The sequence below is a fragment of the Streptomyces sp. WM6378 genome, from assembly GCF_001279695.1.
In the GTDB taxonomy this organism is placed as follows: Bacteria; Actinomycetota; Actinomycetes; order Streptomycetales; family Streptomycetaceae; genus Streptomyces.
On record NZ_LGDD01000324.1, the window covers coordinates 18,971 to 45,794 of the forward strand.

General features: G+C 70.4%; 26 protein-coding genes and 1 riboswitch. Of the genes, 8 read left to right on the forward strand and 18 right to left on the reverse strand.

The features are described from left to right. The first annotated feature begins 18 nt into the window (after window positions 1–18). Window positions 19–690, forward strand: a complete 672-nt coding sequence (locus tag ADK54_RS34275) for a pyridoxamine 5'-phosphate oxidase family protein (protein ID WP_234392326.1) — start codon at window positions 19–21, stop codon at window positions 688–690. Window positions 691–748: 58 nt separating this feature from the next. Here ADK54_RS34275 and ADK54_RS34280 read toward each other — a convergent pair whose 3' ends face one another. The 3 genes from ADK54_RS34280 to ADK54_RS34290 all read right to left on the reverse strand — a co-directional run bounded on the left by ADK54_RS34280 (window position 749) and on the right by ADK54_RS34290 (window position 3,553). After that, window positions 749–1,726 (reverse strand): DMT family transporter, encoded by a 978-nt coding sequence (locus ADK54_RS34280; protein ID WP_053729696.1) that lies wholly within the window; start codon window positions 1,724–1,726, stop codon window positions 749–751. Between the two features lie 161 nt (window positions 1,727–1,887). Continuing rightward, a complete protein-coding gene (locus tag ADK54_RS34285; RefSeq protein ID WP_053729697.1) occupies window positions 1,888–2,871 on the reverse strand; it encodes an EamA family transporter in 984 nt (327 codons plus the stop codon). 127 nt (window positions 2,872–2,998) lie between these two features. Beyond that, on the reverse strand, window positions 2,999–3,553 hold the full coding sequence (locus ADK54_RS34290; RefSeq protein ID WP_053729698.1) for a Clp protease N-terminal domain-containing protein: 555 nt from the start codon (window positions 3,551–3,553) through the stop codon (window positions 2,999–3,001). Between the two features lie 246 nt (window positions 3,554–3,799). On the opposite strand from ADK54_RS34290, the gene ADK54_RS34295 reads away from it, so the two are divergent. Beyond that, on the forward strand, window positions 3,800–3,991 hold the full coding sequence (locus ADK54_RS34295) for a hypothetical protein (RefSeq protein ID WP_053729699.1): 192 nt from the start codon (window positions 3,800–3,802) through the stop codon (window positions 3,989–3,991). 158 nt (window positions 3,992–4,149) lie between these two features. After that, window positions 4,150–4,578 carry an SRPBCC family protein gene (locus ADK54_RS34300; RefSeq protein WP_053729700.1) on the forward strand — a complete coding sequence of 143 codons (429 nt, stop codon included), beginning with the start codon at window positions 4,150–4,152 and terminating at the stop codon, window positions 4,576–4,578. 157 nt (window positions 4,579–4,735) lie between these two features. Here ADK54_RS34300 and ADK54_RS34305 read toward each other — a convergent pair whose 3' ends face one another. Continuing rightward, complete coding sequence (locus ADK54_RS34305) at window positions 4,736–5,020, reverse strand: hypothetical protein (protein WP_159047983.1); 285 nt, start codon at window positions 5,018–5,020, stop codon at window positions 4,736–4,738. Between the two features lie 192 nt (window positions 5,021–5,212). Next, window positions 5,213–5,818, reverse strand: a complete 606-nt coding sequence (locus ADK54_RS44070) for a PadR family transcriptional regulator (RefSeq protein ID WP_078966837.1) — start codon at window positions 5,816–5,818, stop codon at window positions 5,213–5,215. A 160-nt stretch (window positions 5,819–5,978) separates the two neighbouring features. Here ADK54_RS44070 and ADK54_RS34315 point away from each other — a divergent pair, with 160 nt between their 5' ends. Further along, window positions 5,979–6,794, forward strand: a complete 816-nt coding sequence (locus ADK54_RS34315; RefSeq protein WP_053729703.1) for a PhzF family phenazine biosynthesis protein — start codon at window positions 5,979–5,981, stop codon at window positions 6,792–6,794. Window positions 6,795–6,918: 124 nt separating this feature from the next. On the opposite strand, the gene ADK54_RS34320 is transcribed toward ADK54_RS34315, so the two are convergent. Continuing rightward, entirely contained in the window at window positions 6,919–7,701 is a 783-nt protein-coding gene (locus tag ADK54_RS34320) for a CPBP family intramembrane glutamic endopeptidase (RefSeq protein WP_053729720.1), read from the reverse strand. Between the two features lie 185 nt (window positions 7,702–7,886). Here ADK54_RS34320 and ADK54_RS34325 point away from each other — a divergent pair, with 185 nt between their 5' ends. Then, a complete protein-coding gene (locus ADK54_RS34325; protein ID WP_053729704.1) occupies window positions 7,887–9,671 on the forward strand; it encodes a VWA domain-containing protein in 1,785 nt (594 codons plus the stop codon). Here ADK54_RS34325 and ADK54_RS34330 read toward each other — a convergent pair. Next, window positions 9,668–11,188 (reverse strand): glutamate--cysteine ligase, encoded by a 1,521-nt coding sequence (locus ADK54_RS34330; protein ID WP_053729705.1) that lies wholly within the window; start codon window positions 11,186–11,188, stop codon window positions 9,668–9,670. The two genes, ADK54_RS34325 and ADK54_RS34330, sit on opposite strands and share 4 nt — an antisense overlap. A gap of 488 nt (window positions 11,189–11,676) precedes the next feature. On the opposite strand from ADK54_RS34330, the gene ADK54_RS34335 reads away from it, so the two are divergent. After that, entirely contained in the window at window positions 11,677–12,264 is a 588-nt protein-coding gene (locus tag ADK54_RS34335; RefSeq protein WP_053729706.1) for a hypothetical protein, read from the forward strand. Between the two features lie 333 nt (window positions 12,265–12,597). Further along, window positions 12,598–12,804 (forward strand): DUF5999 family protein, encoded by a 207-nt coding sequence (locus ADK54_RS34340; RefSeq protein WP_053729707.1) that lies wholly within the window; start codon window positions 12,598–12,600, stop codon window positions 12,802–12,804. Window positions 12,805–12,922: 118 nt separating this feature from the next. Here the strand turns inward: ADK54_RS34340 and gcvP are convergent, their stop codons facing one another. After that, window positions 12,923–15,808, reverse strand: a complete 2,886-nt coding sequence (gene gcvP, locus ADK54_RS34345; RefSeq protein WP_053729708.1) for an aminomethyl-transferring glycine dehydrogenase — start codon at window positions 15,806–15,808, stop codon at window positions 12,923–12,925. 194 nt (window positions 15,809–16,002) lie between these two features. Next, a riboswitch (glycine riboswitch) is annotated at window positions 16,003–16,109 on the reverse strand. Window positions 16,110–16,244: 135 nt separating this feature from the next. Here gcvP and ADK54_RS34350 point away from each other — a divergent pair. Continuing rightward, window positions 16,245–16,622, forward strand: coding sequence for a PRC-barrel domain-containing protein (locus tag ADK54_RS34350; RefSeq protein WP_053729709.1), 378 nt, complete (start codon window positions 16,245–16,247; stop codon window positions 16,620–16,622). Here ADK54_RS34350 and ADK54_RS34355 read toward each other — a convergent pair. From ADK54_RS34355 to ADK54_RS34400, 10 genes are all read right to left on the reverse strand, one after another. Next, on the reverse strand, window positions 16,538–18,031 hold the full coding sequence (locus ADK54_RS34355) for a DNA polymerase IV (RefSeq protein WP_053729721.1): 1,494 nt from the start codon (window positions 18,029–18,031) through the stop codon (window positions 16,538–16,540). The two genes, ADK54_RS34350 and ADK54_RS34355, sit on opposite strands and share 85 nt — an antisense overlap. A 57-nt stretch (window positions 18,032–18,088) precedes the next feature. Continuing rightward, window positions 18,089–18,676, reverse strand: coding sequence for a MerR family transcriptional regulator (locus tag ADK54_RS34360; RefSeq protein ID WP_199827089.1), 588 nt, complete (start codon window positions 18,674–18,676; stop codon window positions 18,089–18,091). 224 nt (window positions 18,677–18,900) lie between these two features. Continuing rightward, a complete protein-coding gene (locus ADK54_RS34365; protein ID WP_006123076.1) occupies window positions 18,901–19,374 on the reverse strand; it encodes a bifunctional nuclease family protein in 474 nt (157 codons plus the stop codon). 53 nt (window positions 19,375–19,427) lie between these two features. Further along, window positions 19,428–20,171 (reverse strand): MerR family transcriptional regulator, encoded by a 744-nt coding sequence (locus ADK54_RS34370; RefSeq protein ID WP_053729711.1) that lies wholly within the window; start codon window positions 20,169–20,171, stop codon window positions 19,428–19,430. Between the two features lie 20 nt (window positions 20,172–20,191). Continuing rightward, window positions 20,192–21,136: an FHA domain-containing protein gene (locus tag ADK54_RS44075; protein WP_078966839.1), complete on the reverse strand. Its 945-nt coding sequence runs from the start codon at window positions 21,134–21,136 to the stop codon at window positions 20,192–20,194. A gap of 82 nt (window positions 21,137–21,218) precedes the next feature. Further along, entirely contained in the window at window positions 21,219–22,028 is an 810-nt protein-coding gene (locus ADK54_RS34380; RefSeq protein WP_053729713.1) for a DUF881 domain-containing protein, read from the reverse strand. Window positions 22,029–22,033: 5 nt separating this feature from the next. Beyond that, window positions 22,034–22,366 (reverse strand): small basic family protein, encoded by a 333-nt coding sequence (locus tag ADK54_RS34385; RefSeq protein WP_031069011.1) that lies wholly within the window; start codon window positions 22,364–22,366, stop codon window positions 22,034–22,036. Continuing rightward, entirely contained in the window at window positions 22,363–23,295 is a 933-nt protein-coding gene (locus ADK54_RS34390) for a DUF881 domain-containing protein (protein WP_199827090.1), read from the reverse strand. The genes ADK54_RS34385 and ADK54_RS34390 overlap by 4 nt, the downstream gene beginning before the upstream one ends. Window positions 23,296–23,383: 88 nt before the next feature. After that, the gene (locus ADK54_RS34395) at window positions 23,384–25,879 is read right to left on the reverse strand and encodes a mannose-1-phosphate guanyltransferase (RefSeq protein WP_053729715.1); all 2,496 of its coding nucleotides are present in this window, start codon (window positions 25,877–25,879) and stop codon (window positions 23,384–23,386) included. A 115-nt stretch (window positions 25,880–25,994) separates the two neighbouring features. Beyond that, window positions 25,995–26,603, reverse strand: a complete 609-nt coding sequence (locus ADK54_RS34400; RefSeq protein WP_053729716.1) for a CDP-alcohol phosphatidyltransferase family protein — start codon at window positions 26,601–26,603, stop codon at window positions 25,995–25,997. Window positions 26,604–26,824: the final 221 nt, after the last annotated feature.

The window sequence follows — 26,824 nt, forward strand, 5'->3', positions numbered from 1 at the left end:
AGTGCAATGGAGAACGCAATGTCGGACACCGCGACCGCGGCCCCCTATCAGGCGACCGACCGCACCGTACCGACCCGCTCGCGCGAGCGGGCCTCGTACGACCGCGAGCTGGTGCACGGCATCCTCGACGAGGCGTACGTCTGCCACCTGGGCTTCGTCCGCGACGGCGCGCCCGTCGTGCTGCCGACGCTCTTCGGCCGGGTCGGCGAGCGGCTCTACATACACGGCTCGACCGGTTCCCGCCCGCTGCGCGCGGCGGGCCAGGCCGATCCCGGCCTTCCGGTGTGCCTGACCGTGACCCATGTCGACGGCCTGGTCCTGGCCAAGTCCGCCTTCCACCACTCGATCAACTACCGCTCGGTGGTGGTGCACGGCATCGCCCACGAGGTCACCGATCCCGAGGAGAAGCGCGCCGCGCTCGACGCGCTGGTGGACCACGTCGTCCCGGGCCGCGCCCTCGACTCGCGCCCGGCCAACGCGAAGGAGCTGGCCGCGACCGCGGTGATCAGCCTCGACCTGAACGAGGTCTCGGCGAAGCTCCGCACCGGCGGCCCGAACGACGACCCCGAGGACCTCGCGCTCCCCCACTGGTCCGGCGTCCTGCCGCTCGCCCCGGGCTACGGCGCCCCCGTCCCGGCGGACGGTCTGGACCCGGCGCTGCCCGTGCCCGGCTACCTGTCGGCGCTCTGAGGCGGCCGCCGGTCACGAAGGGGTGGTGGGCCCCCGTCCGACGGGGGCCCACCGCTCGCTACGGCGCCACCGGCTCGCGGCGCGACCTCGCCGCCTGCCGCGTCTCGGCCGCCGCGAGCCCGATCACCGCGAGGAGCAGCAGCGTGGTGCCGGCCGCGGTCGCCGCGGTGATCCGTTCGCCGAGCACCGACACCGCGATCACGGCCGCGCTGACCGGTTCGAGCAGCATGATCACGGACACGGTCGCGGCGCGGACGACCGCGGCCCCGGCGAAGTAGAGCGCGTACGCGAGCGCCGTGGGCACGGCCGCCACGTAGAGGAGCAGGAAGACCACCCGCAGCGGCTCCACGGTGTGCGGAAGCAGGCCCTCCGCGCCCGCGAAGGGGAGCAGGCACAGGGCCGCGACGCCGAAGGCCCAGGCCGTGGTGGCCGACGCGTCGGCGGTCCCTCCGTCGCGGCCGAGCCACCTGGTCAGCAGGGTGATGGCCGCGTACCCGGCGGCCGACACCAGGGCGAGGACGACTCCGGCGGGCCGGACGGTGCCGCCGCCGTTGCCGATCCAGAGGACCGCGAGCCCGGCCAGCGCCCCGGCGACGGCCGCGGTGCCGGCCCAGCCGATCCGCTCGCCCAGGGCGACGCGGGCGCCGAGCGCGATGAGGACCGGGCCAGCGCCCAGGGTCACCACGGTCGCGACCGCGAGCCCGGTGGCCTCGACCGCGGCGAAGTAAGCGCTCTGGAAGATCATCAGGCCGATGCCGCTGCCGAGGATGCGCAGCAGCCGGCGGCCGCGCGGTTCAGCCGCCTTGGTGGCGGGGCGGCGGCGCAGCGCCCGCGCGCCGAGCAGGAGGACGAGTCCGCCGGCGCAGCGCCAGAAGGACAGGGCGAGCGGCCCGAGGTCGCTGGCTCCGAAGACCAGGGCCGCGGCGCCGCCCGCGGTGCCCCAGGCGACTCCGGCGAAGGCGAGATAGAGCAGACCGCGCCCGACGGGCAGGGTGGCGGAGGGGCCCGTGGCAAGGCCCGTTGAAGAGTTCGACACGTACGTACTCCGAGGAGGAAGACAGCTGGCTGGACGCTGGCGTGGAGTACGCGGGCAGCGACGAGCCGCTCGGGGACTGCCCGAGCCGGGTCTTCGTCAGGAGCGGCCGCCCGCGTTACGCGGCGGGAGGCGGCAGTACGGTCGAATGCATGATCGTCACCTTAGGCGGCGGACCGCCCGGCCGACAACTCCCCTTCGGCTGGCGCGGGACCGCCCGAGGCGACCGGCCCCGAGGCCGCTCCGGGGGCGGCGGACTGGGCGATGAACGCGCCGGTCAGGACCACCGCACCGCCGATGATCTGCGGCGTCGAGAGGTGCTCGCCGAGCAGGACCCAGGCGAAGACGGTCGCGAGCACCGCCTCCAGGCAGGCGACCACGCCGGCCACCGGCGGGGAGAGCTTGCGCACCGAGATGACGCCGGTGACGTACGCGACGACGGTCGCGATCAGCACGATCCAGCAGAGCAGTAGCACAGCCGGAACCCGGGAGCCGTTCATGTCGGCGCTGCCGCCGAGCACCGACCACTTCATGTCCCAGGGCCGGGCCACGACGGTCAGGACGAGCGCGCCGATGAGCAGGCCGTGGGCGATGACGCCGAGCGGGTCGGCCGCGTCCTCGCCCTCGCCGTTCTGGTCGGACAGGACGAAGTAACCGACCTGGCAGCAGGCCGCGCCGAGTGCGAGGAGCAGTCCGACCGCGTCGAAGCTCAGCCCGGACCAGACCTCGACGACACAGGCGAGGCCGCCGACGGCGAGCACCACACCGAGCGCGGCGGCGCGGCTCACCGGCCTGCGCTGCACGAACCGGACCCAGCCGAGGACGAGCGCGGGCGCCAGATATTCGACGAGGAGGGCGACGCCGACGGGTATGCGCGATATGGAGGCGAAGTAGCAGGCCTGGACGCCGGCGACGGCAAGGAGTCCGAACCCGGCGAGCAGCGCGGGTCTGCGCAGCACCAGGCGGCGGTGGCGCCAGGCCACCGGGAGCATGACGAGCGCGGCCCCGGTCACCCGCAGCCACACCACGTGCAGCGGGTCGAGCCCCGCCTCGATGAGCGGCTTGGCCGCCACACCTGAACCACCGAACGCGAAGGCCGACACCAGGGCGAGTCCCAGGCCGACGCTTCTTCCCTGAGACGCGTGCATCGGCACATCATGGCAGCCCGGGTCAGGACCGTCATCCGCGTGACACCTGTCGAGACGGAGGGGCGGAATTCGGCCGTGCGCAAGGCCTCGGAGCGGCCCCGTTCAGCGGCTTTCAGACCTGAGGCTTTCAGACCTGAGGGGAGGGCTCTGCGGGGCGGCCGGTCAGCTCCCTGCCGGACGGCTCTCCCAGGCGGCCGGTCAGCGCGGTCGCGTCCACTCCCGCGTGCTGGAACACCTGGACGGCCCGGCACTCCGGGTCGGCGGCGAGCGCGGCCAGGAGGTCCCGGCCGGTGACCTGTTCACCGCGGCGCGCGGTGGCCCGGCGCAGCGCGTACTCCATCGCCGTCAGGGCGCTGGGCGACCAGCCGGGCTGGGTCATCAGGGGCACCGCCCCCGAGTCCTCGACGGATCCCTGCCAGCGCAGGCCGTACCCGATGCTGCGCTGCACCAGGTACCCCAGCACGCGCGCCACCTGCGGCCCGTCCTCGAACGCGGCCCGCACCTCGGGGTCGCTCTCCATCAGCGAGTGCAGCAGGTGCGCGGTGTCCAGCTGCCGGTCCCCGTCGCGCAGCGCACGCCTGCGGGCGCCCGCGACCACCGAGGCCAGCTCCGCGGTGAGTCGGGCTTCGATGTCTGCGGGGGACGGGACCTGGTGAGGGGCCCCTGGGCTAGGACTGTGCACCCCTCAACCTCATCAGCCGATGACTCGAAGAACATCCCCGTGGGGGAGCATTCGCCCTCCCGCAAAAGTTGGGCACGGATGACCGGGTTCTCCTCCTTACGGATGAGATCTCGGAAATCTCCCCCTTGAGGGCAACCCAACGGCGCGTGTCGCCTTGCCCCGCTCCCCCGGCGCAACCGCGACGCCGTCCGGACTCGTCCTTCCCGCATGACACAGCCGTCCCCACCGCCCGCCGAGGGAGCGCCGATGTGCTGGATGGTCGCCCTCCTGGCCCAGGACGGACTGCAGTACGTGTACCGGGTGTACGCGCCGCGCGAGGCGCTGCCGGGCGATCTGTTCTGGGCCGCGTTCCACTGCCACGACGAGTCCGCGCGCCCGCGCGCCTCGGACCTGTTCGACTCCGCGCTGATCTGGGCGCTGGAGACCCAGAAGATCTGAGCGGCGGACACACGGGGTGCTGTACGGGGCAGCCCGGGGCGGAGCCTGCGGACCTCGCGAATCCCGGGAATCTGACGGTTCATCAGTATTGAATGTTCATCCGGCTCCCGCTACGTTCCGCGCACGTCCCCGTCACAGTCCCACGAAGGAGTGGTCGCATGGCCGAGGTCAGCGCGGAGGCACGCATCGAGGCTCCGGCCGAGAAGGTCTGGGCACAGCTCACCGACTTCGCCTCGTACGGCGAGTGGAACGCCACGCACACCAGCTTCCCCGCCGGCGGCCCCGAGAAGCTGGAGTTGGGCGCGACCTACGCGGAGAACATGAAGCTCATGGGCTTCCCCGCCGAAGTGGCATGGACGGTGGACGAGTTCGAGGCCGGCCGGGTGTTCGGCATCCGCGGCAAGGGGCCGATGGGCGTGAACGTCGCCAACCGGTACACGGTCATCGCGGACGGCGCGGCCACCAGGGTCCGCATCGACGGCGAGTTCACGGGCGCCGCGGTCTCGCTCATGGCGGGCAAGCTCAAGGACTCGGCGACGGCCGCCCTGAACGAGTCGCTGCGCAAGCTCGGGGGCCTGTGCGCCTGAGCGCGCGAATGCCCGCGGCCGAATCGTCGGGATCAACCCTCCGACCAAGCAAAGCGCTCGGCTGGGAAAGCCCAGCCGAGCGCCTGCTCATGCCGATTCGTGATCCGATCAGACACTGCTTACCGCGACGGCCCCTCGGATCAGCTCGCCACCGGCGTCACTGGGTCCGGCCCAGCGAACACCCCTGATCTCCCGGGGTGTTGGGGCGGTCGGGCGAGGTCACGGCGACGTAGGCCATCTCCCGGCCCAATTCCGCCGCCTCCTCCTTCGTCAGATACAGCGGTCCCTCGACGCAGCGGCCGTTGGAGTCCCAGACGCCCCCGACCCGGGCGACTCTGCTGTATTCGGGGCCGGGGTCGGCCTGCGCGGAGGCGGCGGACACGGCCAGCAGGGCGGCTGCGGCAAGGGCACCGAGGGCAGGAACAGAGTGTCGAATGTTCATGCCTGCCTTAACGGCCGGACAGAGGAACCGTCACCCATGGCTGCCGAGGGCGGGGGTCCAAGGCAATGCTGTCAGCTGGATGGCCCAGCCGACAGCATTGCCTGAACCGCTCGCGGCCTCATCTGCCGACCACGGATTGCGACGCCCCCTCGAATTCGCCGAGGGGGCGTCGGGCTTTGCTCCGCGCGAGGTTCAGTCCTCGTCGGCAAGGATCAGATAGAGCTTCTTGCGGGCGTCGTTGATGACTCCGAGTGCCTTCTGCCGCTGGTCGGCGGAGCCGGTCTTCCAGACCTGGCCGAACGCCTCCATCAGACCGAAGCCGGCCTGCCGGATCTCGTGCATGGCCTCCCAGTCGACTCCGCGCCCGGCGTCCTCCCAAGGAGCCTCGGCTCCCGATTCGGCCTCCGTGCGCCCGGCGTCGGTGAGCGTGAACAGCTTCTTGCCGCCCTCGCTCTCGCTGGTGATCAAGCCCTCGTCCTCCAGGAGCTGGAGGGTGGGGTAGACCGAGCCCGGGCTGGGCTTCCAGGCCCCACCGCTGCGCTCGCCGATCTCCTGGATCATCTCGTAGCCGTGCATCGGCCGGTCCTTCAGGAGGGCCAGGATCGACGCGCGGACATCTCCGCGCCGCGCCCTGCCCCGCGGACCGCCACGGCCACCGGGACCGAACGGTCCGCCCCACGGTCCCCCGCCGAAGCCGGGACCGAAGGGCCCGAAGGCGGCACGCCGCCCCTCGGAGTCGCCCCGACCGCGATGGCCGGGTCCTTGCTGTCCGTGCTGCCCATATCCATGTGAACGCATGGTTCGCTTCCTTCCATCGTTGATCTGTCGCGATGCGTCAACGATATATCGGTGGCAGTCGCTTGGCAACCCTCTTCCGAACAGGCGCCGCCCCGGAAGCGGTCCAGCCACCGCGAATTGGCCTTGGCCTGCGGGTTTTCCCGTCCCGTACGGTGCCGCCATGCGCATTCGAATCGTCGACGCCTTCACCGACCGCCCCTTCGCCGGCAACCCCGCCGGCGTCCTGCTGCTCGACGCCTTCCCGGCCGACGAGTGGCTCCAGGACGTGGCCCGCGAGGTCAACCACGCCGAGACCGCCTTCGCGCACCCGCTGCCGCCCGGCGGGGACGCGGACTGGGCACTGCGCTGGTTCACCCCGGCCACCGAGGTCGACATGTGCGGCCACGCCACCCTGGCCACCGCGCACGTCCTGCGCTCCACGGGGGCGGCGACCGGAACGGTGCGGTTCGCCGCCCGCTGCGGCATCCTCAAGGCGACCGCCTCGCAGGACGGCACGATCACCCTGGACTTCCCGACCTCCGCTCTTGAGGAGGAGGCCGTCGCGGACGGCCTCGCCGAGGCCCTCGGCGCCCCGATCGTCTCGGTGCACGACACCTCGGCCCACGTCGGCGACCTGCTGGTGGAGCTGCCCGACGAGGCGGCCGTACGCGCCCTCGCGCCCGACTTCCGCGCGCTGGGGCGGCACTCCAGGCGCGGCGTCATCGCGACGGCCGCCGCTTCGGATCCCGGCGCCGGGTACGACTACATCTCGCGCTGCTTCTTCCCCAACGTCGGCATCGACGAGGACCCGGTGACGGGCAGCGCCCACACCGCGCTCGCACCGTTCTGGTCGGCGCGCCTGGGCCGGGCCGAGCTGACCGGCCTCCAGGCCTCGGCCCGCTCCGGGCTCGTCCGCACGGAGGTGTGCGGCGAGCGCACCCTGCTCACCGGCCGCGCGGTGACCGTCATTGACGGCGAACTGCTGACCGCGCCCTAGGCGCACGCCTCAAGAGGCGCTCTATGGACCCGCCTCAACGGCGTGCCCCAGGGGCACGCCCCAAACGACGTAAGGGGCGTACGCAATAGACGTACGCCCCTTACCTCTCACGCTCCCGGACCGCTCACATCGTCGGCAGCCAGCTCACCTTCCCCGCGAGCAGCGCGTACCCGACGAAGGCCCCGATGTCGAGCAGCGAATGCGCCACCACGAGCGGCCCGACGCGCTGCCAGCGCCGGTAGAGCAGGACGAAGACCACGCCCATCACCATGTTGCCGATGAAGCCGCCGATGCCCTGGTAGAGGTGGTAGGAGCCGCGCAGCACGGAACTCGCGACCAGGGCGGCCATCGGCGTCCACCCCAACTGGCCGAGCCTGCGCAGCAGATACCCGACGACGATCACTTCTTCGAGCACGGAGTTCTGCAGCGCCGAGAGAACGAGCACCGGGTACTTCCACCACACGCCGGGCAGCGACTCGGGGACGACGGTCAGATTGCCGCCCGCCGCCCGCGCCACCAGATAGAACGCGAGTCCCGCGCTGCCGATCCCGGCGGCGATCAGCACGCCCCGGCCGAGGTCCGACCAGGGGCGCGTCCGGTCGAAGCCGATCACCCGCAGGCCACCGGTCCGCTCGCGAAGCAGCAGGTGCGCGACGAGCGCGACCGGCACGAGCGCCGTCGCGATGCCGAAGAGCTGCCAGGCGAGATCGAGCCACGGCCGCCCGGGAGCGTACGAGGTGTTGAGATTGGCCGCCTGGTGCTTGAGGCCGCCCGGCTTGGTGAGCGAGCCGATGAAGCTGATCAGCGCCGACACGCCGCTCGCGCCCAGCGAGAGCGCGAGTACGAGCACGGTCTCGGACCGCAAGATCCGCGGTGAAGTCCCCTCTTCGGGAAGAGAATCAGCCATGCGCTCGGCCTCCACCTGCACACCTGCCTCCAGTTGACGAATCGCGTTCCATCCCCACCGTCGCCCCGCTAGGGTCTCGAAAGAACTTACGAAGATCGCGCGCGACAGGCCGGGGGACGGGCGCCATTGCGACGGTGCGGTCTCCCTTTTTCCTTGTTCGGGATTCAAGGAGGGGCACCACCGCCATGGGACGTCACAGCTTGCCCGACGACGCCGCGACCGGCAGCACCGGGGAGGGCAGGGGCTCCGCGCGGCGGCGCACGGTCGCCCTCGCCACCGCTCTCGTCCTGGCCGTGGCCGGGGGCACGGCCATCGCCGTCCAGCGCGGGCTGCCCACGTTCAGCCACTCCTGCGCAGCCTCCGCCGTGCGGCTGGATCTGGTCGCCTCGCCCGATGTGGCGCCCGCGGTGAAGGCCGTCGCGGACCGGGCCCGCAAGGAGAAGATCACCTCGGACGGCTCCTGCATGGACGTCCGGGTGACCGCCCGGGACTCCTACAAGGTCGCGGCTTCCTTCACTTCGGGTGCCAAACCCGACTTCTCGGTGTGGATTCCCGACTCCTCGCTGTGGGTGGACCGGGCGAAGGACACCAGCGGCTCGGCCACCGTCGTCACCGCGGGCCAGGTCGCCGCCTCCCCCATCGCTCTCGCCGCGGTACCGGCCACCGCCAAAACGCTCGGCTGGCCTCAAAAGACGTACACCTGGGCCGAATTGGCCGAAGCCACAGCCCAGGACGGCAAGGGGCGCCTCGGCTCGGCCGATCCGGCGCACAGCGCCGCCGGGCTGCTCGCGCTGAGCTGCATCGGCAGATCGGCGGCGAGCCGGGGACCGGAGGGCAGCACCAGGACCGCGGCCCTCGCCAAACTCCTCTCGCAGCGGGTCTCCGACAGCGACGGACAGGTGGCGGGCACCCTCGCCCGCGACAACTCGGCGGCCGAGACCCGCGATCCGCGCCGCAATCAGGCAGTGGTCCTGTCCGAGCAGGCGGCCTTCGCGCACAATGCCGCGCGCGGCGCGGGTCAGGGGGTGCGGCTCTTCTACCCCAAGGACGGCGCGGCGCAGCTCGACTTTCCGTACACGATGGTCCGCGAGGCGGGCATGAGCACCAATGAGAGCCGGGCGGCGATGCGCTTCCTGACGCTGCTCGGCGACCCCGAGTCCGTCCGGGTGCTCGCCGGGCAGGGCTTTCGCACGCCGGGCCTGCCCGCCGTCGGCCCGGTCGCCTCGGCCGCCGGGGGCAGTTCGCCGCAGCCGTACGCGAGCGCCACTGCCGACCCGCCGTCGGCCCAGGAGTTGCAGGACGCGCTCGGCATGTGGACGATCACCGTGCAGAGCGCACGGCTGACGACAGTGGTGGACGCGTCGGGGTCGATGGCGGCCACCGTGCCGGGCTCGGGCGGGCGCTCGCGCATGGAGGTCACCAAGGCCTCGCTGCTCCAGGCGCTTTCGCAGTTCACTCCCGAGGACGAGATCGGACTGTGGGACTTCTCCACCCACCTCGACGGCTCACGCGACTACCGCCGCCTGGTGCCGACCGCCCGGCTCGGCGACCCGGCGGCCGGCGGCCGCACCCAGCGCGACCGGCTGTCGGCCGCGTTCGCCGCACTCCAGCCGGTGCCGGGCGGTGCGACCGGGCTCTTCGACACGACGCTGGCCGCGTACAAGGAGGCGACTTCCACGTACGCGCGCGGCAAGTTCAACGCGGTCGTGCTGCTCACCGACGGCGCCAACGAGGACCCCGGCAGCATCTCGCGGGCCGACCTCGTCGCCCAGTTGCAGAAGCTCACCGATCCCTCGAAGCCGGTGCCGCTGATCGCCATCGCGGTCGGCCCGGACGCCGACAAGGACGAGGTGCAGCAGATCGCGAAGGCGGCCGGCGGCGCCGGGTACCAGGTGAACGACCCGGCCGACATCCAGGCCGTGATCCTCCAGGCGATCATGGCCCTGGGACAGGCCCAGCACCACGGCTAACCCTGCCGGTCCCATTGGCCGGGAAAGCCTGTCGGCCAGGTGTGCACGGGCTCACCCCCGAGCATCAGCTCCCGATAGCGCCGGGTGGTGGCCGCGAGGGCCGCTTCCCGGCCGAGCCCGGCCGCCCGCGCCCGGTGGTAGGTCTCGACCTGCCAGGACGCCCCGTTCACCCGGCGCCGGCACCGCTCCTCGATGATGCCGAGGTAGTGGTCCCGGTCGGCCGGCTCGACCCCCCAGGCGTCGAGCCCGGCCGCCGCCAGCGGCAGCAGCTCATCGCGTACGAGCTTGACCGCGGGCACCCGGGCGAGGCCGCCGCCGCGCCGGGGCACCGGCCAGAGCAGCTCGGCGTCGATGCCGTACCGGCACGCGGTGTCGAAGTTGGCGGCCGCCGACTCGAAGGGCAGCCGCGTCCACACCGGCCGGGCCTCCTCCGCGAGCGCCCGCACCAGGCCGTAGTAGAAGGCCGCGTTGGCCAGGACGTCGGTGACGGTTGGCCCGGCCGGGAGCACCCGGTTCTCCACCCTGAGGTGCGGCACGCCGTCGGCGATCCCGTACACCGGCCGGTTCCAGCGGTAGATCGTGCCGTTGTGCAGCACCAGCTCCTTCAGGCGCGGCACCCCGCCGTCCGCGATGACGCGCAGCGGCTCCTCCTCGTCGCAGATGGGCAGCAGCGGCGGGAAGAAGCGCAGGTTCTCCTCGAAGAGTTCGTAGGCGGACGTCACCCAGCGCTCGCCGAACCAGGTGCGCGGACGCACCCCTTGGGCGCGCAGCTCGGCCGGTCTGGTGTCGGTGGCCTGCTCGAACACCGGCGGCCGCGACTCGCGCCACAGCTCCCGCCCGAACAGGAAGGGCGCGTTGGCGCCCAGCACGATCTGCACGGCCGTGGCCACCTGCGCCGCGTTCCACACCGCGGCGAACCGCGCGGGCGTCACCTGGAGATGCAACTGCACGGAGGTGCAGGCAGCTTCGGGGGTGATCGACGCGGAGGTGCAGACGAGCCGTTCCACCCCCTGGATGTCGAGCGTGAAATCCTCCCCGCGGGCCGCCACTATTTGATCGTTGAGCAGGGCGTAGCGGTCGACGTCGGAAAGATTCCCGGGTACGAGATCATTCTGGGTCAGGGTCGGCAGAATTCCGATCATGATGATGCCCGCGTCGACCTCGGAGGCTTTGCGATCGGCATACCCGAGCCCGGTCCGCAACTCCTCGGCGAGCTGATCGAATACCCGGCCGCCGAGCCGGTGCGGGGCTATGTTCACTTCCAGGTTGAACATTCCGAGTTCGGTCTGGAAATCCCTGCTCGCGATGCGTTCGAGCACCTCGGCATTCATCATGCGCGGCATACCGTCGCGACCCGCGAGATTCAGTTCGATCTCAAGGCCCATCATGTTCCTCGGGCGGTCGAACCGCTTCTGGGCCAGGAGCCTCCCGAGCCCCTCCAGGCACTGCTGTAGCTTGTCCCGGTAGCGGTGCCGATCGGACAGGTCGAATCCGCCTGCCACGACCTTCTCCCCCATCGAAGGGTCCCTCCTCGAATGGGCAGCCAGCGACACCGGCCGCTCGCGTCACGGTCGATAATGCCCAGCCTCACTGATCCATAACGCCTGCGCGGGCAGCGCCGGAAGAGTAGTCTCAGAGGCTACGGCCTCCGGCACATTCAGCGGGCATACCGCAACGGGCAGTTACCGCAGTCGTGGCAATGGTGAAAAACACCGACGAGATTCGGCCGACCCCCGGCGGGGCACCTTTCCAGGTGGGGGCGTCGCACAGGACATTTCCTCGGGTAAATCGCCCGCACAGAAGGACCTGATACCGACTTGCGGGCAATATCGACGACAGCTAGCCGAAACACTGCGTGAACACGTGTCGTATAAACTCCGCAAACGAGGCAGAGAGTTGGCGCCCCGGCCATCGATCGTCGGCCCCCCTCTGACCCCGCACCGCAGACAGCGCCGTCCGCACCGCCCACGCATCACCGTGTCTCCGAAGTGAGAGGCGACCCACCATGCCGCTGCATGTCCCCCCGGCCCCCGCGCCCGCCCTGCGCAGCGTCCTCGCGGCACTCGGTTCCCCCACCGCCGTCCGCGAGGCCCGCACTCCGGCCCTCCGCTCCGCCCCAGGTCCGCTCACCCCCGAGCTTCCGCTCCCGCTCCACGTCCTGGACGGAATCACCCCGGGCGGCCGGACCCCGCGCACCCGCCTGGCCGGCTGGCGTTTCCTCATCAGCGACACCGACCATCCGGTCGCCGCCGCGGACACCCGGCTCACGCCGGACGGCTGGGCCTTCTCGCACTTCTTCGAGGGCCCCTACATCGCCTCGACCGCGCGCGCCCTGCGCCAGGCGGAACTGCTCACCACGCACTACCAGCCCCGGCTGCTCTCGGTCCCCGAGCTGTACATGCTCACGCTGTGGCTGCACGGCGCCACCACCGCCGACGGGGCCTCGGGCACGCCCGCACCGAACGATCTGCTGGTGCCGCTGGCGCCCGCCCCGCCCGGCATCTGCGCCCACCGCCCGCTGCGGGTCAGCGAACTGCTGCCGGTCCTCACCCTGCGCCTGGCCCCCGCCCCGCTGCTCGGCCAGCCCGTCTGACCTCACCTTCGGCGACGCGCGAAAAAGTGCCCCGCGACCGGTGTGGCCGCGGGGCACCGGTGTGTCTATGCTGCGTACGCGCCGCCTCCGCCATACGGGCTAGCCCTGCCGGGCCACTGCGAACCACCCGAAAAGACAAGCCAGTTGAGGTGAACCGTCCGTGCGGGTGATACGTCATTAAGCAGTAGGAAGCGCTGCCGCGAAATCCCTGCGGATTGACGCCCGTGGGGCAACACTGGGATCGGACCGACCGACTTACTACGGGGGGCGGCCATGAACAACAACGTATCAAGCCGCAGCACACTCACCACGACGCAGCGAAAGAACGCATCCATGTGCCAGCACCAGCCAGCCTGCCCCACTGCCTTCTCCGCCGACCGGGAAGCCGCGAAGCCCGTGGCACACCACCCGGAGCAGGGCTGGAGCCTGCTGTGCAACGGTGTCCTGCTCTTCGAGGACACCGGTGAGCTGCTGCCGGACGGGCAGATCATCGCCCCGCACCGGTCGCTCACGGCCGAGCAGGTGGCGACGGCCGCCTAGCGCGGCCTCGCACGGACAGCTCTCGTACGGACGCATCCCCAGCGGACTCGTCCCGTACGGAAACACAAGGGCCGGCCCGGGGAACACACCCCGAACCGGCCCTTACGCATGTGCGGGATCAGTGGTCGTACTCGTCCAGCGGCGGGCAGGAGCAGACCAGGTTGCGGTCGCCGAAGGCGCCGTCGATGCGGCGGACCGGCGGCCAGTACTTGTCGGCGGCCGACACACCGGCCGGGAAGACGGCGTCCTCGCGGCTGTAGGCGTGGTTCCACTCGCCGCCGAGCGCGGCCGCGGTGTGCGGGGCGTTGGCGAGCGGGTTGTCGTCGGCGGGCCAGGCGCCGGAGGCGACCTTCTCGATCTCGCCGCGGATCGCGATCATCGTGTCGCAGAACCGGTCGATCTCGGCCAGGTCCTCGGACTCGGTGGGCTCGATCATCAGCGTGCCGGCCACCGGGAACGACATGGTCGGCGCGTGGAAGCCGTAGTCGATCAGGCGCTTGGCGATGTCGTCGACGCTGACGCCGGTCGCCTTGGACAGCGGCCGCAGGTCCACGATGCACTCGTGCGCGACGAGTCCGTTCGGGCCCGTGTAGAGCACCGGGTAGTGCGGCTCCAGGCGCTTGGCGATGTAGTTCGCGGCGAGCACGGCGACCTGGGTCGCGCGCTTGAGGCCCTCGCCGCCCATGAGTCGCACGTACGCCCACGAGATCGGCAGGATGCCGGCCGAGCCCCACGGGGCGGCCGAGATCGGGCCCACGCCCGTCTCCGGACCGGCGGTCGGCTGGAGCGGGTGGTTGGGCAGGTACGGCGCGAGGTGCGCGCGGACACCGACCGGGCCGACGCCGGGGCCGCCGCCGCCGTGCGGGATGCAGAACGTCTTGTGCAGGTTGAGGTGCGAGACGTCGCCGCCGAACTTGCCCGGCTTGGCGAGCCCGACCAGGGCGTTGAGGTTGGCGCCGTCGACGTACACCTGGCCGCCGGCCTCGTGGACCAGGCCGCAGATCTCGGCGACGTGCTCCTCGAACACGCCGTGCGTGGACGGGTAGGTGATCATCAGCACCGAGAGCTCGTCGCGGTACTGCTCGATCTTGGCGCGCAGGTCGGCGGCGTCGACCTCGCCGTCGTCGGCGGTCTTGACGACGACGACCTTCATGCCGGCCATCACGGCGCTCGCGGCGTTGGTGCCGTGCGCGGAGGACGGGATGAGGCAGATGGTGCGCTGGGTGTCGCCGTTGGCGCGGTGGTAGGCGCGGACGGCGAGGAGGCCCGCGAGCTCGCCCTGCGAACCGGCGTTGGGCTGGATGGACACCGCATCGTAGCCGGTGACCTCGGCGAGCCGCTCCTCCAGCTCACGGATGAGCGTGAGGTAGCCGGCGGCCTGCTCGACCGGCGCGAAGGGGTGCATCTGACCGAACTCGGGCCAGGTCACCGGCTCCATCTCGGTGGTCGCGTTCAGCTTCATGGTGCAGGAGCCGAGCGGGATCATGCCGCGGTCGAGCGCGTAGTCGCGGTCGGCGAGCTTGCGCAGGTAGCGCAGCATCGCGGTCTCGGAGCGGTGCTGGTGGAAGACCGGGTGGGTCAGGAAGTCGTCGCCGCGCAGCAGGGCGGCGGGCAGAGTGTCGGCGGCCGCGGCATCCAGCGCCTCCACATCGGCGTCGGCCCCGAACGCGGCCCAGACGGCGGCCAGTTGGGCCCGGGTGGTGGTCTCGTCACAGGCGATGGTGACGGTGTCCGCGTCGACCAGGTGCAGGTTGACCCCGCCCTCGCGGGCGGCGGCGACGGCGTCGGCGGCCTTGCCCGGGACCCGCACGGTGAGGGTGTCGAAGTAGGCGCCGTGGGCGACGTCGACACCGGCGGCCTTCAGCCCCTCTGCGAGCACGACGGCGTAGCGGTGGGTGCGCTGGGCGATCTGCTTCAGGCCGTCCGGGCCGTGGTAGACGGCGTACATCCCGGCCATGACGGCGAGCAGCACCTGGGCGGTGCAGATGTTGCTGGTGGCCTTCTCGCGGCGGATGTGCTGCTCGCGGGTCTGCAGGGCCAGGCGGTACGCCTTGTTGCCGTCCGCGTCGACGGAGACGCCGACGAGGCGGCCGGGCAGGGAGCGGGCGAACTTCTCCTGGACGGCCATGAACCCGGCGTGCGGGCCGCCGAAGCCCATCGGGACGCCGAAGCGCTGGGTCGTGCCGACGGCGATGTCCGCGCCGAGCGAGCCGGGCGAGGCGAGCAGCGTGAGGGCGAGCAGGTCGGCGGCGACGGTGACGATCGCGCCGAGCTCGTGGGCCGCGTCGATGACCGGCTTGAGGTCACGTACCCGGCCGGAGGCACCCGGGTACTGGAGCAGCACGCCGAAGACACCGTGCTCGGCGATCTCTGCCGGGATGCCCTCGCTCAGGTCGGCGACGACGACCTCGACACCGGTCGGCTCGGCGCGCGTCTCGATGACCGCGACGGTCTGCGGCAGGGTGTCGGCGTCGACGAGGAAGACCCCGCCCTTGACCTTGCCCACACGCCGCGAAAGGGCGAGCGCCTCGGCCGCGGCGGTGCCCTCGTCGAGCAGCGAGGCGCCGGAGGTCGGCAGGCCGGTCAGCTCGGCGACCATGGTCTGGAAGTTGAGCAGCGCCTCCAGGCGGCCCTGCGAGATCTCCGGCTGGTAGGGCGTGTACGCCGTGTACCAGGCCGGGTTCTCCATGACGTTGCGCAGGATCACCGGCGGGGTGAAGGTGCCGTAGTAGCCGAGGCCGATCATCGGGGCGAGCACCTGGTTGCGGTCCGCGAGCCGGCGCAGCTCGGCGAGCACCTCGGCCTCGGTCCGCGCCTCGGGCAGCCCCAGCGCTCCGGCGCTCTTGATGACGTCGGGAACGGCGGCGGCGGTCAGCTCGTCGAGCGAGCCGTAGCCGACCTGCGCGAGCATCTTCGCCTGCGCCTCGGCATCGGGGCCGATGTGGCGCTGCTCGAAGGGGATGCCACGCTCCAGCTGGCTGAGCGGAATGCGGTTGGCGGTCATTACGGAGGCCTCCTGGTCGCACGACCTGCGAGGGGCACCACGACGCGGGTACCCGGACGGCCTCCCCCTCTGTCATCTCAACCTGAGAGCTTCACCGGGGCGCGTGGGCGCGACCCGGTTTTCACCGTCGGTGAGGAAAGGTTCCGCCCGGGCCGAAGTGCCCGTGCGTCCCCCGTCCTGCTTTCCAGAGTGACCTCGTCCGTGCGGTCCGTGGGCCTGAGAGATTCCGGGGAGGAGTTGCTCCTTCGGCGCCCGCCGAGAGCTCAGTGAGCACTTCGGAGGACTCTCCCGCACGGGGTCAGCAGCCATCGCCAGCCTACCAGCGAGGTCCGAGACCGAATCTTTGTTCAACCGCTCAAGTGGCCAACACCCACGATGTGCACTTTCGTAGTGTTTGTGGAGCAGTTGTGAACGGTTGCGACCAGTTGGAGGGACCGTGCAGACCGATGTCGATCCGCGCAGCCTGATCGGCCGCAAGGCGTACGACCGCAGTGGACGCAAGATCGGAACAGTGGACGAGGTCTACCTCGACGACGCGACCGGCGCGCCGGAGTGGGCGGCGGTGCGCACCGGCCTGTTCAGCAGAGACGCCTTCGTCCCTCTCGAACCCAGCACCCTGGTCGACGAGGCGCTGCACGTCCCGTACGAGCGCGCCCTCATCAAGGACGCCCCCGACTTCGGCGTGGGCCGCCATCTCTCCCCGGAACAGGAGCTCCAGCTCTACCACCACTACGGTCTGGACATCGCGGCCCCCGACCCCGGCCCGCCGCCCTCCGACCGTGACTTCGGCCGCCTTGCCAACGGCGACTCCTGACCCACCGGGGCCTCGCCCTCGGCCGCTGTCGCCAGCTTCTCCACCAGGGGCAGCGGCTCCGACGGCGCCAGGCCCGGATCGTCCACCCTGAAGGTCCTCACCCGGCCCGGCACCAGCGACGTCGGCGTCTCGAACCGCACGGTGACCCGCCCGACGCCGCTGCCCTGCACCCATCCCGGCCCGTACTCGGCGTGCGTCACGTCGTGCCCGGCGAGCCACCGGCGCTGAGCCGGGTCCTCCACGGGCTCGGCCTGCGCGGCGGCCGTCGGCGTCTCCTCGCCCTCGGGCTGCTCCTCGGCCCGCCCTTCCCCGGCCCGCTCCTCCGCGGCCAGCTCCTCCGCGGCCTGCGCGAACAGGTCCTCCTGCGTGTAGTCGGCGAGCCCGCTGACGCCCACGCCGAGCAGCCGCACGCCGCCCGTGGTGTCCACGGAGTCGAGCAGGCGCCCGGCGGCCTCCCGCACCACCCCCGGGTCGTCCGTGGGCCCGCGCAGCGTCTCGGACCGGGTCAGCGTCGAGAAGTCGTAGCGGCGGACCTTGAGCACAATGGTGCGGCCCGAGTGCCCGGACGCCCGCAGCCGCTGCACACACCGGTCCGCGAGCCGCCCGACCTCGGTCATGATCCGCACCCGGTCGTGCAGGTCCACGTCGAAGGTGTCCTCCACCGACACCGACTTGGTGTCCCGCTCGGCCACCACGGGCCGGTCGTCGTGCCCGGCCGCCATCCGGTACAGCGACGCCCCGTGCGACTTTCCCAGGAGCCGTACGAGCTCGTCCTCGCCCGCCTCCGCGAGGTCGGCCACCGTGGTCATCCCGGCCCGCCGCAGATGCTCCCCGGTGGCCGGGCCCACGCCCGGCAGGGTGCGCACCGGCATCGGGGCGAGGAGCCCCCGCTCCGTGCCGGGTTCTATGAGCACGAGCCCGTCCGGCTTCGCCTGCTCGGAGGCGATCTTGGCCAGCATCTTGGATCCGGCGAGCCCGACCGACCCGCTCAGCCCCGTGACCGCCCTGATGTCCCTGCGCAGCCGCTCCCCGGCCTCCCGCGCGGCGGCCGACCCGAAGGCCACCCCGCCGGCCTCCAGGTCCACGAAGGCCTCGTCCAGGCTCAGCGGCTCGACCAGCGGCGACAGCCGGCCGAGGAGCTCCATCACCTGCTCGCTGACCGTGCGGTACAGCTGGAAGCGCGGCACCAGATAGGCCGCGTTCGGACAGAGCCGCCGGGCCTGCGCCATCGGCATCGCCGAGCGCACCCCGAACCGCCTGGCCTCGTACGACGCCGTCGAGACCACCCCACGCGGGCCGAGGCCGCCCACGATCACCGGTTTTCCGCGCAGGCTGGGCTTCGACGCCTGCTCTGCGGCGGCGAAGAAGGCATCCATGTCCAGATGCAGGATGGTCGGCGCGGCTCTCACATCACCGATGCTGCCGTACGCCACTGACAATCGGCCCCGGCACGGCCGCCGGGCGGCTCAGACCGCGCGGTTGCGGCGCCTGGCCAGTTCGTCGGCCGGGTTGTGCCCGACCAGGGTCTCGCCGGTGTCGACGCGCTCGCCGTGCAGTTGCGACAGCGCCGCCTCGACGTCCCGCCACACCACGCCCACGGCGATCCCGAAGATCCCCTGGCCGCCCTGGAGCAGGTTCACGACCTCGTCCGGGGACGAGCACTCGTACACCGTGGCCCCATCGCTCATCAGCGTCATCCGCTCCAGGTCGCACAAGCCGCGCTCGCGCAGGTGCTGCACGGCGGCGCGGATGTTCTGGAGCGCGACACCGGTGTCGAGGAAGCGCTTGACGATCTTCAGGACGACGACGTCCCGGAAACTGTAGAGACGCTGGGTGCCCGAGCCGTAGGCCGGACGAACACTGGGCTCGACCAGGCCGGTACGGGCCCAGTAGTCGAGCTGTCGGTAGGTGATCCCCGCCGCCGCGCACGCGGTCGGCCCCCGGTATCCGATCGTTTCGGTACTCGGGTCGGCCGCACTGCCGTGAAGCGGGTACGGCCCGCTCTCCCCCGGACTGCGTCCGGGAGCGCCCCCTGCCGTACCGTCGCCGCTCATTCTCACGCCGACCCTCCGTCCTTGACCTGCCCACTCGACGGTAGGCAGTCACTCGGGGTGCGTCAACGATCGCCACACTCGGCACGCCGAGTGATAATCACCCTGAGAGTGGTTTCCCGTGTCTCTCCAGCGGGAAAGGCTACTCGAATGCGCCGAAACTCCCCCGGCGTACGCGCCGCACACGGCACCTCTGGGACGGCCCCCGGATCACTCGTATCCGGTGCTCACTGGCTGTTGGTCCCGAAGTCCTCGGGCGAGATCTGGTCGAGGAACTCGCGGAACTTCTCGACCTCGTCCTCCTGCTCGTCCGGGATGGCGATCCCCGCGTCGTCGAGGACCCCGTCACTGCCGTAGATCGGCGTTCCGGTGCGCAGCGCCAGCGCTATGGCGTCGGACGGCCGGGCGCTCACCTCCACGCCACTGGCAAAGACCAGCTCCGCGTAGAAGACGCCTTCACGCAGGTCCGTGATGCGGACTTCGGTCAGCTCCTGGCCCACGGCCTCCAGCACGTCCTTGAAAAGGTCGTGCGTCAGCGGCCGCGCCGGAGCCATCCCCTGCTGGGCGAAGGCGATCGCGGTCGCCTCCCCTGGACCGATCCAGATGGGGAGGTACCGATCGCCTCCCACTTCACGCAGGAGCACGATCGGTTGGTTGGAGGGCATTTCCACCCGGACACCCACGACGTCGAGCTCGTTCACACAGCAACCCTAGGACGTGCTCGGCAGGTTTGGGTAGTCGGGCACCTACAAGATCAGTGAAGCCGGACACCCAGGGCGGTCTGCACCAGTGCCGCGTGGAGCCGCACGGACAGCGCCGCGAGCTCCTTCGTGGTGGCCTCCGCATGGGCCCTGGTCTGCGGATTGCGATGCAGCCGCAGCGGCGCCACCACCTGCTCGACCAGCCCGGCCTCCCGGTCCGCAGCAGCCTTCATGGCGCGCAGATGACGCGGTTCCAGGCCGAATCGCCCCAGATCCGCCACAAGTCGCGCCACATTCACCGACTCCGCGTCGAAGCCGCCCTCGGGCCCGGGCGTGAGCAGGCCGTACGACTCCCATTCGGCCAGTTCCGCCTCGGTGACCTCGGCGGCCGCCATCAGCTCCGCCCGGCCCACCCGGGCGGCCGTAGGCCGGTCCGCACCCGGCTCGCCGAGACCGTCGAGCAGCTCCCGGGGGCCGCCCTGAGCCGGCACGGAGGGCTGCTCACCCCGGCTGAGCGCGTCCAGGTGCTCACGGATGACCTTGAGCGGCAGATAGTGGTCCCGCTGCATCCGCAGCACTTGGGCGAGGCGCTCGACGTCCTCGGCACTGAACTTGCGGTACCCCGACGGCGTACGCCGGGGCTCCACCAGGCCCTCGGACTCCAGAAACCGGATCTTCGAGATCGTCACTTCGGGAAATTCTTCGCGCAGCTGGTTGAGCACCCCGCCGATACTCATCAGCCGGCCGCCCGCGGCGGCGGTGCCGGATCCGGCACCGCCCGTCGGTGTCTGCAGCATGAACCTTCCCCGACCGGGTCTCAGAGCGCGCGCTGGCTCGCGTAGAAGACCAGCCGGTACTTCCCGATCTGGACCTCGTCGCCATTGGCCAGGTCGACGGAGTCGATCCGCTCGCGGTTCACATACGTGCCGTTGAGGCTGCCGACGTCGGAGACGGTGAATCGCCCGTCGGGACCGCGCCGGAACTCCACGTGGCGGCGCGAAACCGTCACGTCGTCCAGGAAGATGTCGCTCTGCGGGTGACGGCCGGCCGTGGTCAGCTCGCCGTCCAGGAGGAAGCGGCTTCCCGAGTTCGGTCCGCGGCGCACCACCAGGAGCGCCGAACCCTGCGGCAGGGCGTCGACCGCGGCCTGCGCCTCCGGGGAGAGCGACGGCAGCTGCGTCTGGCCGGTCACCTCGGCGTCGTACGCCTCAAGGCCGGAGATCGAGATGGTCGAGGTGGTCTCGGATGCGCGCTCCGGAACGACACCCGGCCGCAGCGGGGCACCGCAGTTGGAGCAGAAGCGGCTGGCGGCGGCATTGCTGTGCCCGCACCTCGTACAAACAGGCATGCCCGACATCGACGGATCCTCCTGCCGCGGCGGCACCGCGTGGGCACTGGTGGCATACGGGTCGGAGCCAAACCCTCCACCCGTACTTGAGGTTGACGGTTCCCCGAAACCTATGCGCCCTGCACCCGCAGGGTCAACAGACGACGCGCCCGGAATGTCACCACCGGAACCAGCCACCTCATCGCGGAACAGCGGGCGCTCGCCGCCCTGCTCTTCCGCCCCTCCGGGGCGCTGAGCACGGTGCCTGGCGGCGCTGCCGCCGTCCTGGCGTGCGCTCTTGCCGAACAACTTCCCAAACAACTTCACGGGCGATTCCCCTTGACCGAAATAGACCCGCCCGTGGGGCAGGACGAACCCAGATTCAACACACCGGCCGACCCGGACATCCTCACAACGTCCGTATCCGCCAAACAGTTTCCACCACGCACCACTGTTACGGAGCGGCGACCCCCCGCAACCTCCTGCCCTTGTGCGGCAGGTCTCACGCCCACTCTCATCAGTGCGAGGACGACTGAGCGTAGTCAGGCCGCTTCGCAGCTCGCAAGGCGTTCACAACGATCTTCTCCGAGCGGGCCACCGTGGCGGTGGCCTGCTCCTTCTCCAAAGTCTGCACGACCCCGCCGGGGATGTTCAGCGCCGGCTCCAGATCCTGCGGCCTTCCGATCACCTTGAAGACGTACGGCGCGGCGACCTTCTTTCCGTCGACACCGATGCCGCCGGTCTCGTCCGAGAAGTACGTATTGGCCACCACACGGACGTCGTTGATCTGAATCGCCTCCGCCCCTGCCGCGCGCAGCTCCTGCACCGTGTCAAGTACCTTGTCGGACTCGACGGCGCCCTTGGGGTCGCTGATCGTCAACGTGATGCCGGGACCCTGCGCCGCGACCGTGCCTGCCAGGATGCCGAGCTGCTGCTCCTTCTCCACGGTCTGCTTCCGCGCCTCCTCCGCCTGGTTCGAGCTGGTCTCCAGCTCGGTGCGCTGGCCCTCCAGACGCTGCTTCTCATCCTCAAGACGCTTCGTACGCGAGTCGAGTTCATCCAGGATGCGCACCAGATCCTCCTGGCGGGCACCGCGCAGCGCGCTGTTGTCGCTGTTGGAGCGGACCTGGATGGCGAGACCAAGACCGAGGACGAACAGCAGCAGCGCCACGATGAGCTGCGCCCGGCTGACCCGTGGCGGCCAGAGGCCGGCGGCGAGCCGTTGGCGCCCCGTCAGCTGGGCCTTCTCCTCGCCCGGTTCATCCGGCGCGTCGACGGGCCGCTCCTCGTCGCCGTCACCCTGATCGGTGTTTTCCATGTCGCTCATCGGCCTCAGGCCCTGAAGACGTGCCGGCGGATGGCGGCCGCGTTGGAGAAGATCCGGATGCCGAGCACCACGACCACGCCGGTCGACAGCTGCGCGCCCACGCCCAGCTTGTCGCCGAGGAACACGATCAGCGCGGCGACCACCACGTTCGACAGGAAGGACACGACGAAGACCTTGTCGACAAAGATGCCGTCGAGCATGGCGCGGAGCCCGCCGAAGACCGCGTCGAGTGCCGCCACCACGGCGATCGGCAGATACGGCTCGACCACCGCAGGCACCTCGGGCCGGACGAAAAGTCCGACCACGACTCCCACGACGAGGCCAAGTACGGCGATCACGATGTGCCCTTCCCTGTGTCGGCCGCGCCCTTGCCGGCGCCCGTGGCCATTGGCTTTGCTGTACGTACGGTCAGGCTCGGCGCCGCCGGGAGACGCACGTCGCCCTCGGCCGAAATGCTGGACCTGATCCCGTAGTTCTGCTCCAGCACGTGCAGGTACTGGCCGTCCGCGCTGTCCTGGAAGTCCGTACTCAGCTTCTTGCCGTCCCCCACCGCGAGCACCGTGTACGGCGGCACCAGTGGCCTGTTGTCGACCAGTATGGCGTCGCCCGCGGCCCGGATCGCCGAAAACGATGTCAGGCGCTGCCCGTTGATGGCGATGGCCTCCGCGCCCGACTGCCACAGCCCGTTGACCACGCGCTGCATGTCGCGGTCCCGCACCCGGCCGGTGTCGGCGAACGTCGTGCTCTCACGCGGCTGGCTGCCGTCGCCCTGGGCGGTGTCCTTGGCGTCGTCCACGACCAGTTTCACGCCCGGCCCGTGCACTTCGGTGGCACCGGACAGCAGCGCCACGAGCTCGCCCTGGTCGCCGCCGTGCTTCTCAAGTGCCTTGCGCTGCTGGTCGCCGACCTCGGTCCGCAGACCGTCCACATCGCTCTGCAGCTTGTCCGCGGCCTTGGTCTCCGACTCGACCCGGTTGATCAGCTCCTGGCGCTCCTTGGCGACCACAGGAGCGGTGATGCGGGCCTGCGCGGCCCCGACCGTCACCACGAGGGCAGCGAGTACCAGACCGGCCGCGAGACCGAGCTTGGCCTTCAGCGTCCGCGGCATCCCGGCGTCGCCCTCGGCCTTGCGGCGAGCGGTCGCCTCCGCATAGCCGTCGTCCAGCGCGTGGTCCATGACATTGGTCAGCAGCGACATCGACGCGTCGGGACGCGGAGGCGGAGACGGCGTGCTCCGAACGGGGGGCTGCTGCGGCATGCCGCACATCGTCGCACGTCGGCACCGCTACCACCGAATGGCCCCACCGGTGTGCCGGGCCGCGCCTCCAAGCCCGGCCCGGCACACCCCTACGACGTCAGTGACCTGCGCTGTCGACCACTGCGGCCCATTCGTCGAGCAACGCCTGCGCCGACACGTCGTCGGGCCCCTCGGCCCACAGATGGGTGACCGCCTCGGCCGGATCGGGCAGCACCATCACCCAGCGGCCGTCGGCCTCGACGACCCGTACGCCGTCGGTCGTGTCGACGAACCGGCCCCCGGCCGCCTCCACGACCCGGCGCATCACCATGCCCTTGACCGCCCACGGCGTCGGAATGTCCCGCCTCAGCACATGCGCCTGCGGTATCCGGGCATCGATCTGGCTCAGGGTGAGCTGCGTGCGCGCGACCAGCCCGATGAGCCGCACGAACGCGGCAGCGCCGTCGAAGACGCTGCTGAACTCGGGCACGATGAACCCGCCGCGCCCGTCACCACCGAAGATCGTGGACTCCTCGCGGCCCACCCTCGTCAGATCGTCCGGCGAGGTGGTCGTCCACTCCACCTGAGTGCCGTGGTACGCCGCCACCTGCTCGGCGATTCTGGTGGTCGTGACCGGCAGGGCCACCCGCCCGCTGCGCCGCTCGGCGGCGACCAGGTCCAGCATCACGAGGAGCGCCCGGTCGTCCTCGACGATCCGGCCCCGCTCGTCGACCAGCGAGAGCCGCTCGCCGACGGGGTCGAACCGCACCCCGAACGCGGCTCGCGCCGAGGCGACGATCTCCCCGAGCCGCACGAGCCCGGCCCGCCTGCTCTCCGCGGACTCGGTTGGCCTGGATTCGTCCAGACCCGGATTGATCGTCAGCGAGTCCACCTTGAGCCGGCCGAGCAGGCTCGGCAGCACCAGACCGGCACTTCCGTTGGACGCGTCGACGACGACCTTCAGCCCGGCCTCCGCGATACCGGTGGTGTCGGCCTTGCGCAGCAGCGATCCGGTGTACGAGTCGAAGACGCTGGAGGGGAACTGCAGATCGCCGATCTCCCCCGGGAACGCCCGCCGGTACTCCTGGCGCGCGTAGACCCGGTCGAGCTTGCGTTGCCCGGCCTGCGAGAGGTCGGCGCCCCGCTCGTCGAAGAACATGATGTCGACGGAGTCCGGCACACCCGGCGACGTACGGATCATGATCCCGCCGGCGCTGCCCCGCGCGGTCTGCTGCCGCGCGACCGGCAGCGGCACGTTCTCCAGATCCCGTACGTCTATGGCACTGGCCTGCAGCGCCGAGATGACGGCCCGCTTCAGCGCCCGCGCACCACGGGAGTGGTCACGCGCCGTGGTGACGGTCGACCCCTTCTTGAGCGTCGTCGCATACGCACCCGCGAGGCGTACGGCCAGCTCCGGCGTGATCTCGACGTTGAGGATCCCGGAGACGCCCCGGGCCCCGAAGAGGTGGGCCTGGCCCCGCGACTCCCAGATCACCGAGGTGTTGACGAAGGCGCCGGCCTCGATGGTCTTGAAGGGGTAGACCCTGACATTCCCCTGGACAATCGATTCCTCGCCGACGAGGCATTCGTCCCCGATGACGGCGCCGTCCTCGATCCGAGCGGCCCGCATGATGTCCGTGTTCTTGCCGATCACACAGCCACGCAGATTGCTGTGCTGGCCGATGTAGACGTTGTCGTGGACGACGGCCTTGTGCAGGAATGCGCCGCTCTTGACGACCACGTTCGATCCGACGACGGTGTGCTCGCGGATCTCCACATCCGCTTCGACCTTCGCATAGTCCCCGATGTAAAGAGGCCCGCGAAGCACGGCGTCGGGATGCACTTCCGCGCCTTCCGCGACCCACACCCCTGGGGAGATCTCGAAGCCGTCGATCTCCACGTCGACCTTGCCTTCGAGCACGTCGGCCTGCGCCTTGACGTAGCTCTCGTGGGTGCCGACGTCCTCCCAGTAGCCCTCGGCGACATAGCCGTAGATCGGCTTGCCTTCCTTCATGAGCTGCGGGAAGACGTCACCGGACCAGTCGACGGACTTGTCCGCCTCGACGTAGTCGAATACCTCGGGCTCCATCACATAGATGCCCGTATTCACGGTGTCGGAGAAAACCTGCCCCCACGTCGGCTTCTCCAGGAACCGCTCGACCTTTCCCTCTTCATCGACAATGGTGATGCCGAATTCGAGGGGATTGGGCACGCGAGTCAGGCACACCGTGACGAGTGCGCCCTTCTCCTTGTGGAAATTGATGAGGTCGGTCAGATCGAAGTCGGTGAGGGCATCACCCGAGATGACCAGGAAGGCATCGTCCTTGAGAGCTTCCTCGGCATTCTTGACGCTGCCCGCGGTACCGAGGGGCTTCTCTTCATTGGCATAGGTGAGCTCCATTCCGAGCTCTTCTCCGTCACCGAAATAGTTCCTGACGAGCGACGCCAGGAACTGCACGGTCACGACAGTCTCATTGAGCCCATGCCGCTTGAGCAGCCGCAGCACATGCTCCATGATCGGCCGGTTGACCACCGGCAGGAGCGGCTTGGGCATGCTCGAGGTCATGGGGCGAAGGCGTGTGCCCTCGCCACCAGCCATCACGACGGCCTTCATGTCGGAAACGTCCTCCTTGAAGAGACGACGGTTTGGCCGACCGCACCCGAACGGGCAGGCCTCTGGCGTCACACGCGGCTGCCGACTCGCCGCCGGGGCCCGCTGGTCGCCGAGCTCAATCGGCCGCTACGTCCGCCTTCACCAACCGGCGGACCTGAACCACATACAGGATGCCTGCCCACCAATAGAGAGTTGTACCCCATCCTGCGAACGCCCATCCGAAAATCGCCGCAAGGGAGGCAAGCCATCCGCTTCCGTCACTGAGCAGCAGCAGCGGGAAGGCGTACATCAGGTTGAACGTCGCGGCCTTACCCAAGAAGTTCACCTGAGGGGGCGGATAGCCGTACCGACGAAGGATTCCCACCATCACCAGAAGCATCAGCTCACGGGCCACAAGGGCAGCCGTCAACCAAATCGGCAGGATCTCCCGCCAGGTGAGACCGACCAGCGTGGAAAGGATGTACAACCGGTCGGCCGCCGGGTCTAGCAGCCGCCCCAGATTGCTGATCTGGTTCCATCGCCGGGCCAGCTTCCCGTCCAAGTAGTCGCTGACACCGCTCAGCGCCAACACCAGCAGGGCCCAGCCATCGCTGTTCGGCCCGCCAAAGACAGGGCGGAGAATCAGCCACAGGAAGAGCGGTACGCCGACCAGGCGCGCCATGCTGAGGATGTTGGGGATGGTGAGCACCCGGTCCGTCTGAACGCGAGTCTCCTGGACCTCCACCCGGGGGCCTCCTGTGGGAAATGTGCCAACGATGCCCCCTGACCCTACCGCCAGGAAGGGCCACCGGAGGCACTGGGGTACGAGTACTCGGTCCGAGAGCCGTAAACGCAGCCCCTGAAACACGAAAAAGCCCCGCACCGTGACCGTATTCCTACGGTCTGGTGCGGGGCTTTCTCCACAATTTGTTCGGCGGCGTCCTACTCTCCCACAGGGTCCCCCCT

Excerpts from the sequence above, each read along its gene's own strand:
- ADK54_RS34275 (WP_234392326.1), top strand. The coding sequence starts at position 19 with ATGTCGGACACCGCGACCGCGGCCCCCTATCAGGCGACCGACCGCACC.
- ADK54_RS34285 (WP_053729697.1), bottom strand. The coding sequence starts at position 2,871 with ATGCACGCGTCTCAGGGAAGAAGCGTCGGCCTGGGACTCGCCCTGGTG.
- ADK54_RS34295 (WP_053729699.1), top strand. The coding sequence starts at position 3,800 with ATGTGCTGGATGGTCGCCCTCCTGGCCCAGGACGGACTGCAGTACGTG.
- ADK54_RS34300 (WP_053729700.1), top strand. The coding sequence starts at position 4,150 with ATGGCCGAGGTCAGCGCGGAGGCACGCATCGAGGCTCCGGCCGAGAAG.
- ADK54_RS34305 (WP_159047983.1), bottom strand. The coding sequence starts at position 5,020 with ATGAACATTCGACACTCTGTTCCTGCCCTCGGTGCCCTTGCCGCAGCC.
- ADK54_RS44070 (WP_078966837.1), bottom strand. The coding sequence starts at position 5,818 with ATGCGTTCACATGGATATGGGCAGCACGGACAGCAAGGACCCGGCCAT.
- ADK54_RS34315 (WP_053729703.1), top strand. The coding sequence starts at position 5,979 with ATGCGCATTCGAATCGTCGACGCCTTCACCGACCGCCCCTTCGCCGGC.
- ADK54_RS34320 (WP_053729720.1), bottom strand. The coding sequence starts at position 7,701 with ATGGCTGATTCTCTTCCCGAAGAGGGGACTTCACCGCGGATCTTGCGG.
- ADK54_RS34325 (WP_053729704.1), top strand. The coding sequence starts at position 7,887 with ATGGGACGTCACAGCTTGCCCGACGACGCCGCGACCGGCAGCACCGGG.
- ADK54_RS34330 (WP_053729705.1), bottom strand. The coding sequence starts at position 11,188 with ATGGGGGAGAAGGTCGTGGCAGGCGGATTCGACCTGTCCGATCGGCAC.
- ADK54_RS34335 (WP_053729706.1), top strand. The coding sequence starts at position 11,677 with ATGCCGCTGCATGTCCCCCCGGCCCCCGCGCCCGCCCTGCGCAGCGTC.
- ADK54_RS34340 (WP_053729707.1), top strand. The coding sequence starts at position 12,598 with ATGTGCCAGCACCAGCCAGCCTGCCCCACTGCCTTCTCCGCCGACCGG.
- gcvP (WP_053729708.1), bottom strand. The coding sequence starts at position 15,808 with ATGACCGCCAACCGCATTCCGCTCAGCCAGCTGGAGCGTGGCATCCCC.
- ADK54_RS34360 (WP_199827089.1), bottom strand. The coding sequence starts at position 18,676 with ATGAGCGGCGACGGTACGGCAGGGGGCGCTCCCGGACGCAGTCCGGGG.
- ADK54_RS34370 (WP_053729711.1), bottom strand. The coding sequence starts at position 20,171 with ATGCTGCAGACACCGACGGGCGGTGCCGGATCCGGCACCGCCGCCGCG.
- ADK54_RS34380 (WP_053729713.1), bottom strand. The coding sequence starts at position 22,028 with ATGAGCGACATGGAAAACACCGATCAGGGTGACGGCGACGAGGAGCGG.
- ADK54_RS34390 (WP_199827090.1), bottom strand. The coding sequence starts at position 23,295 with ATGTGCGGCATGCCGCAGCAGCCCCCCGTTCGGAGCACGCCGTCTCCG.
- ADK54_RS34395 (WP_053729715.1), bottom strand. The coding sequence starts at position 25,879 with ATGAAGGCCGTCGTGATGGCTGGTGGCGAGGGCACACGCCTTCGCCCC.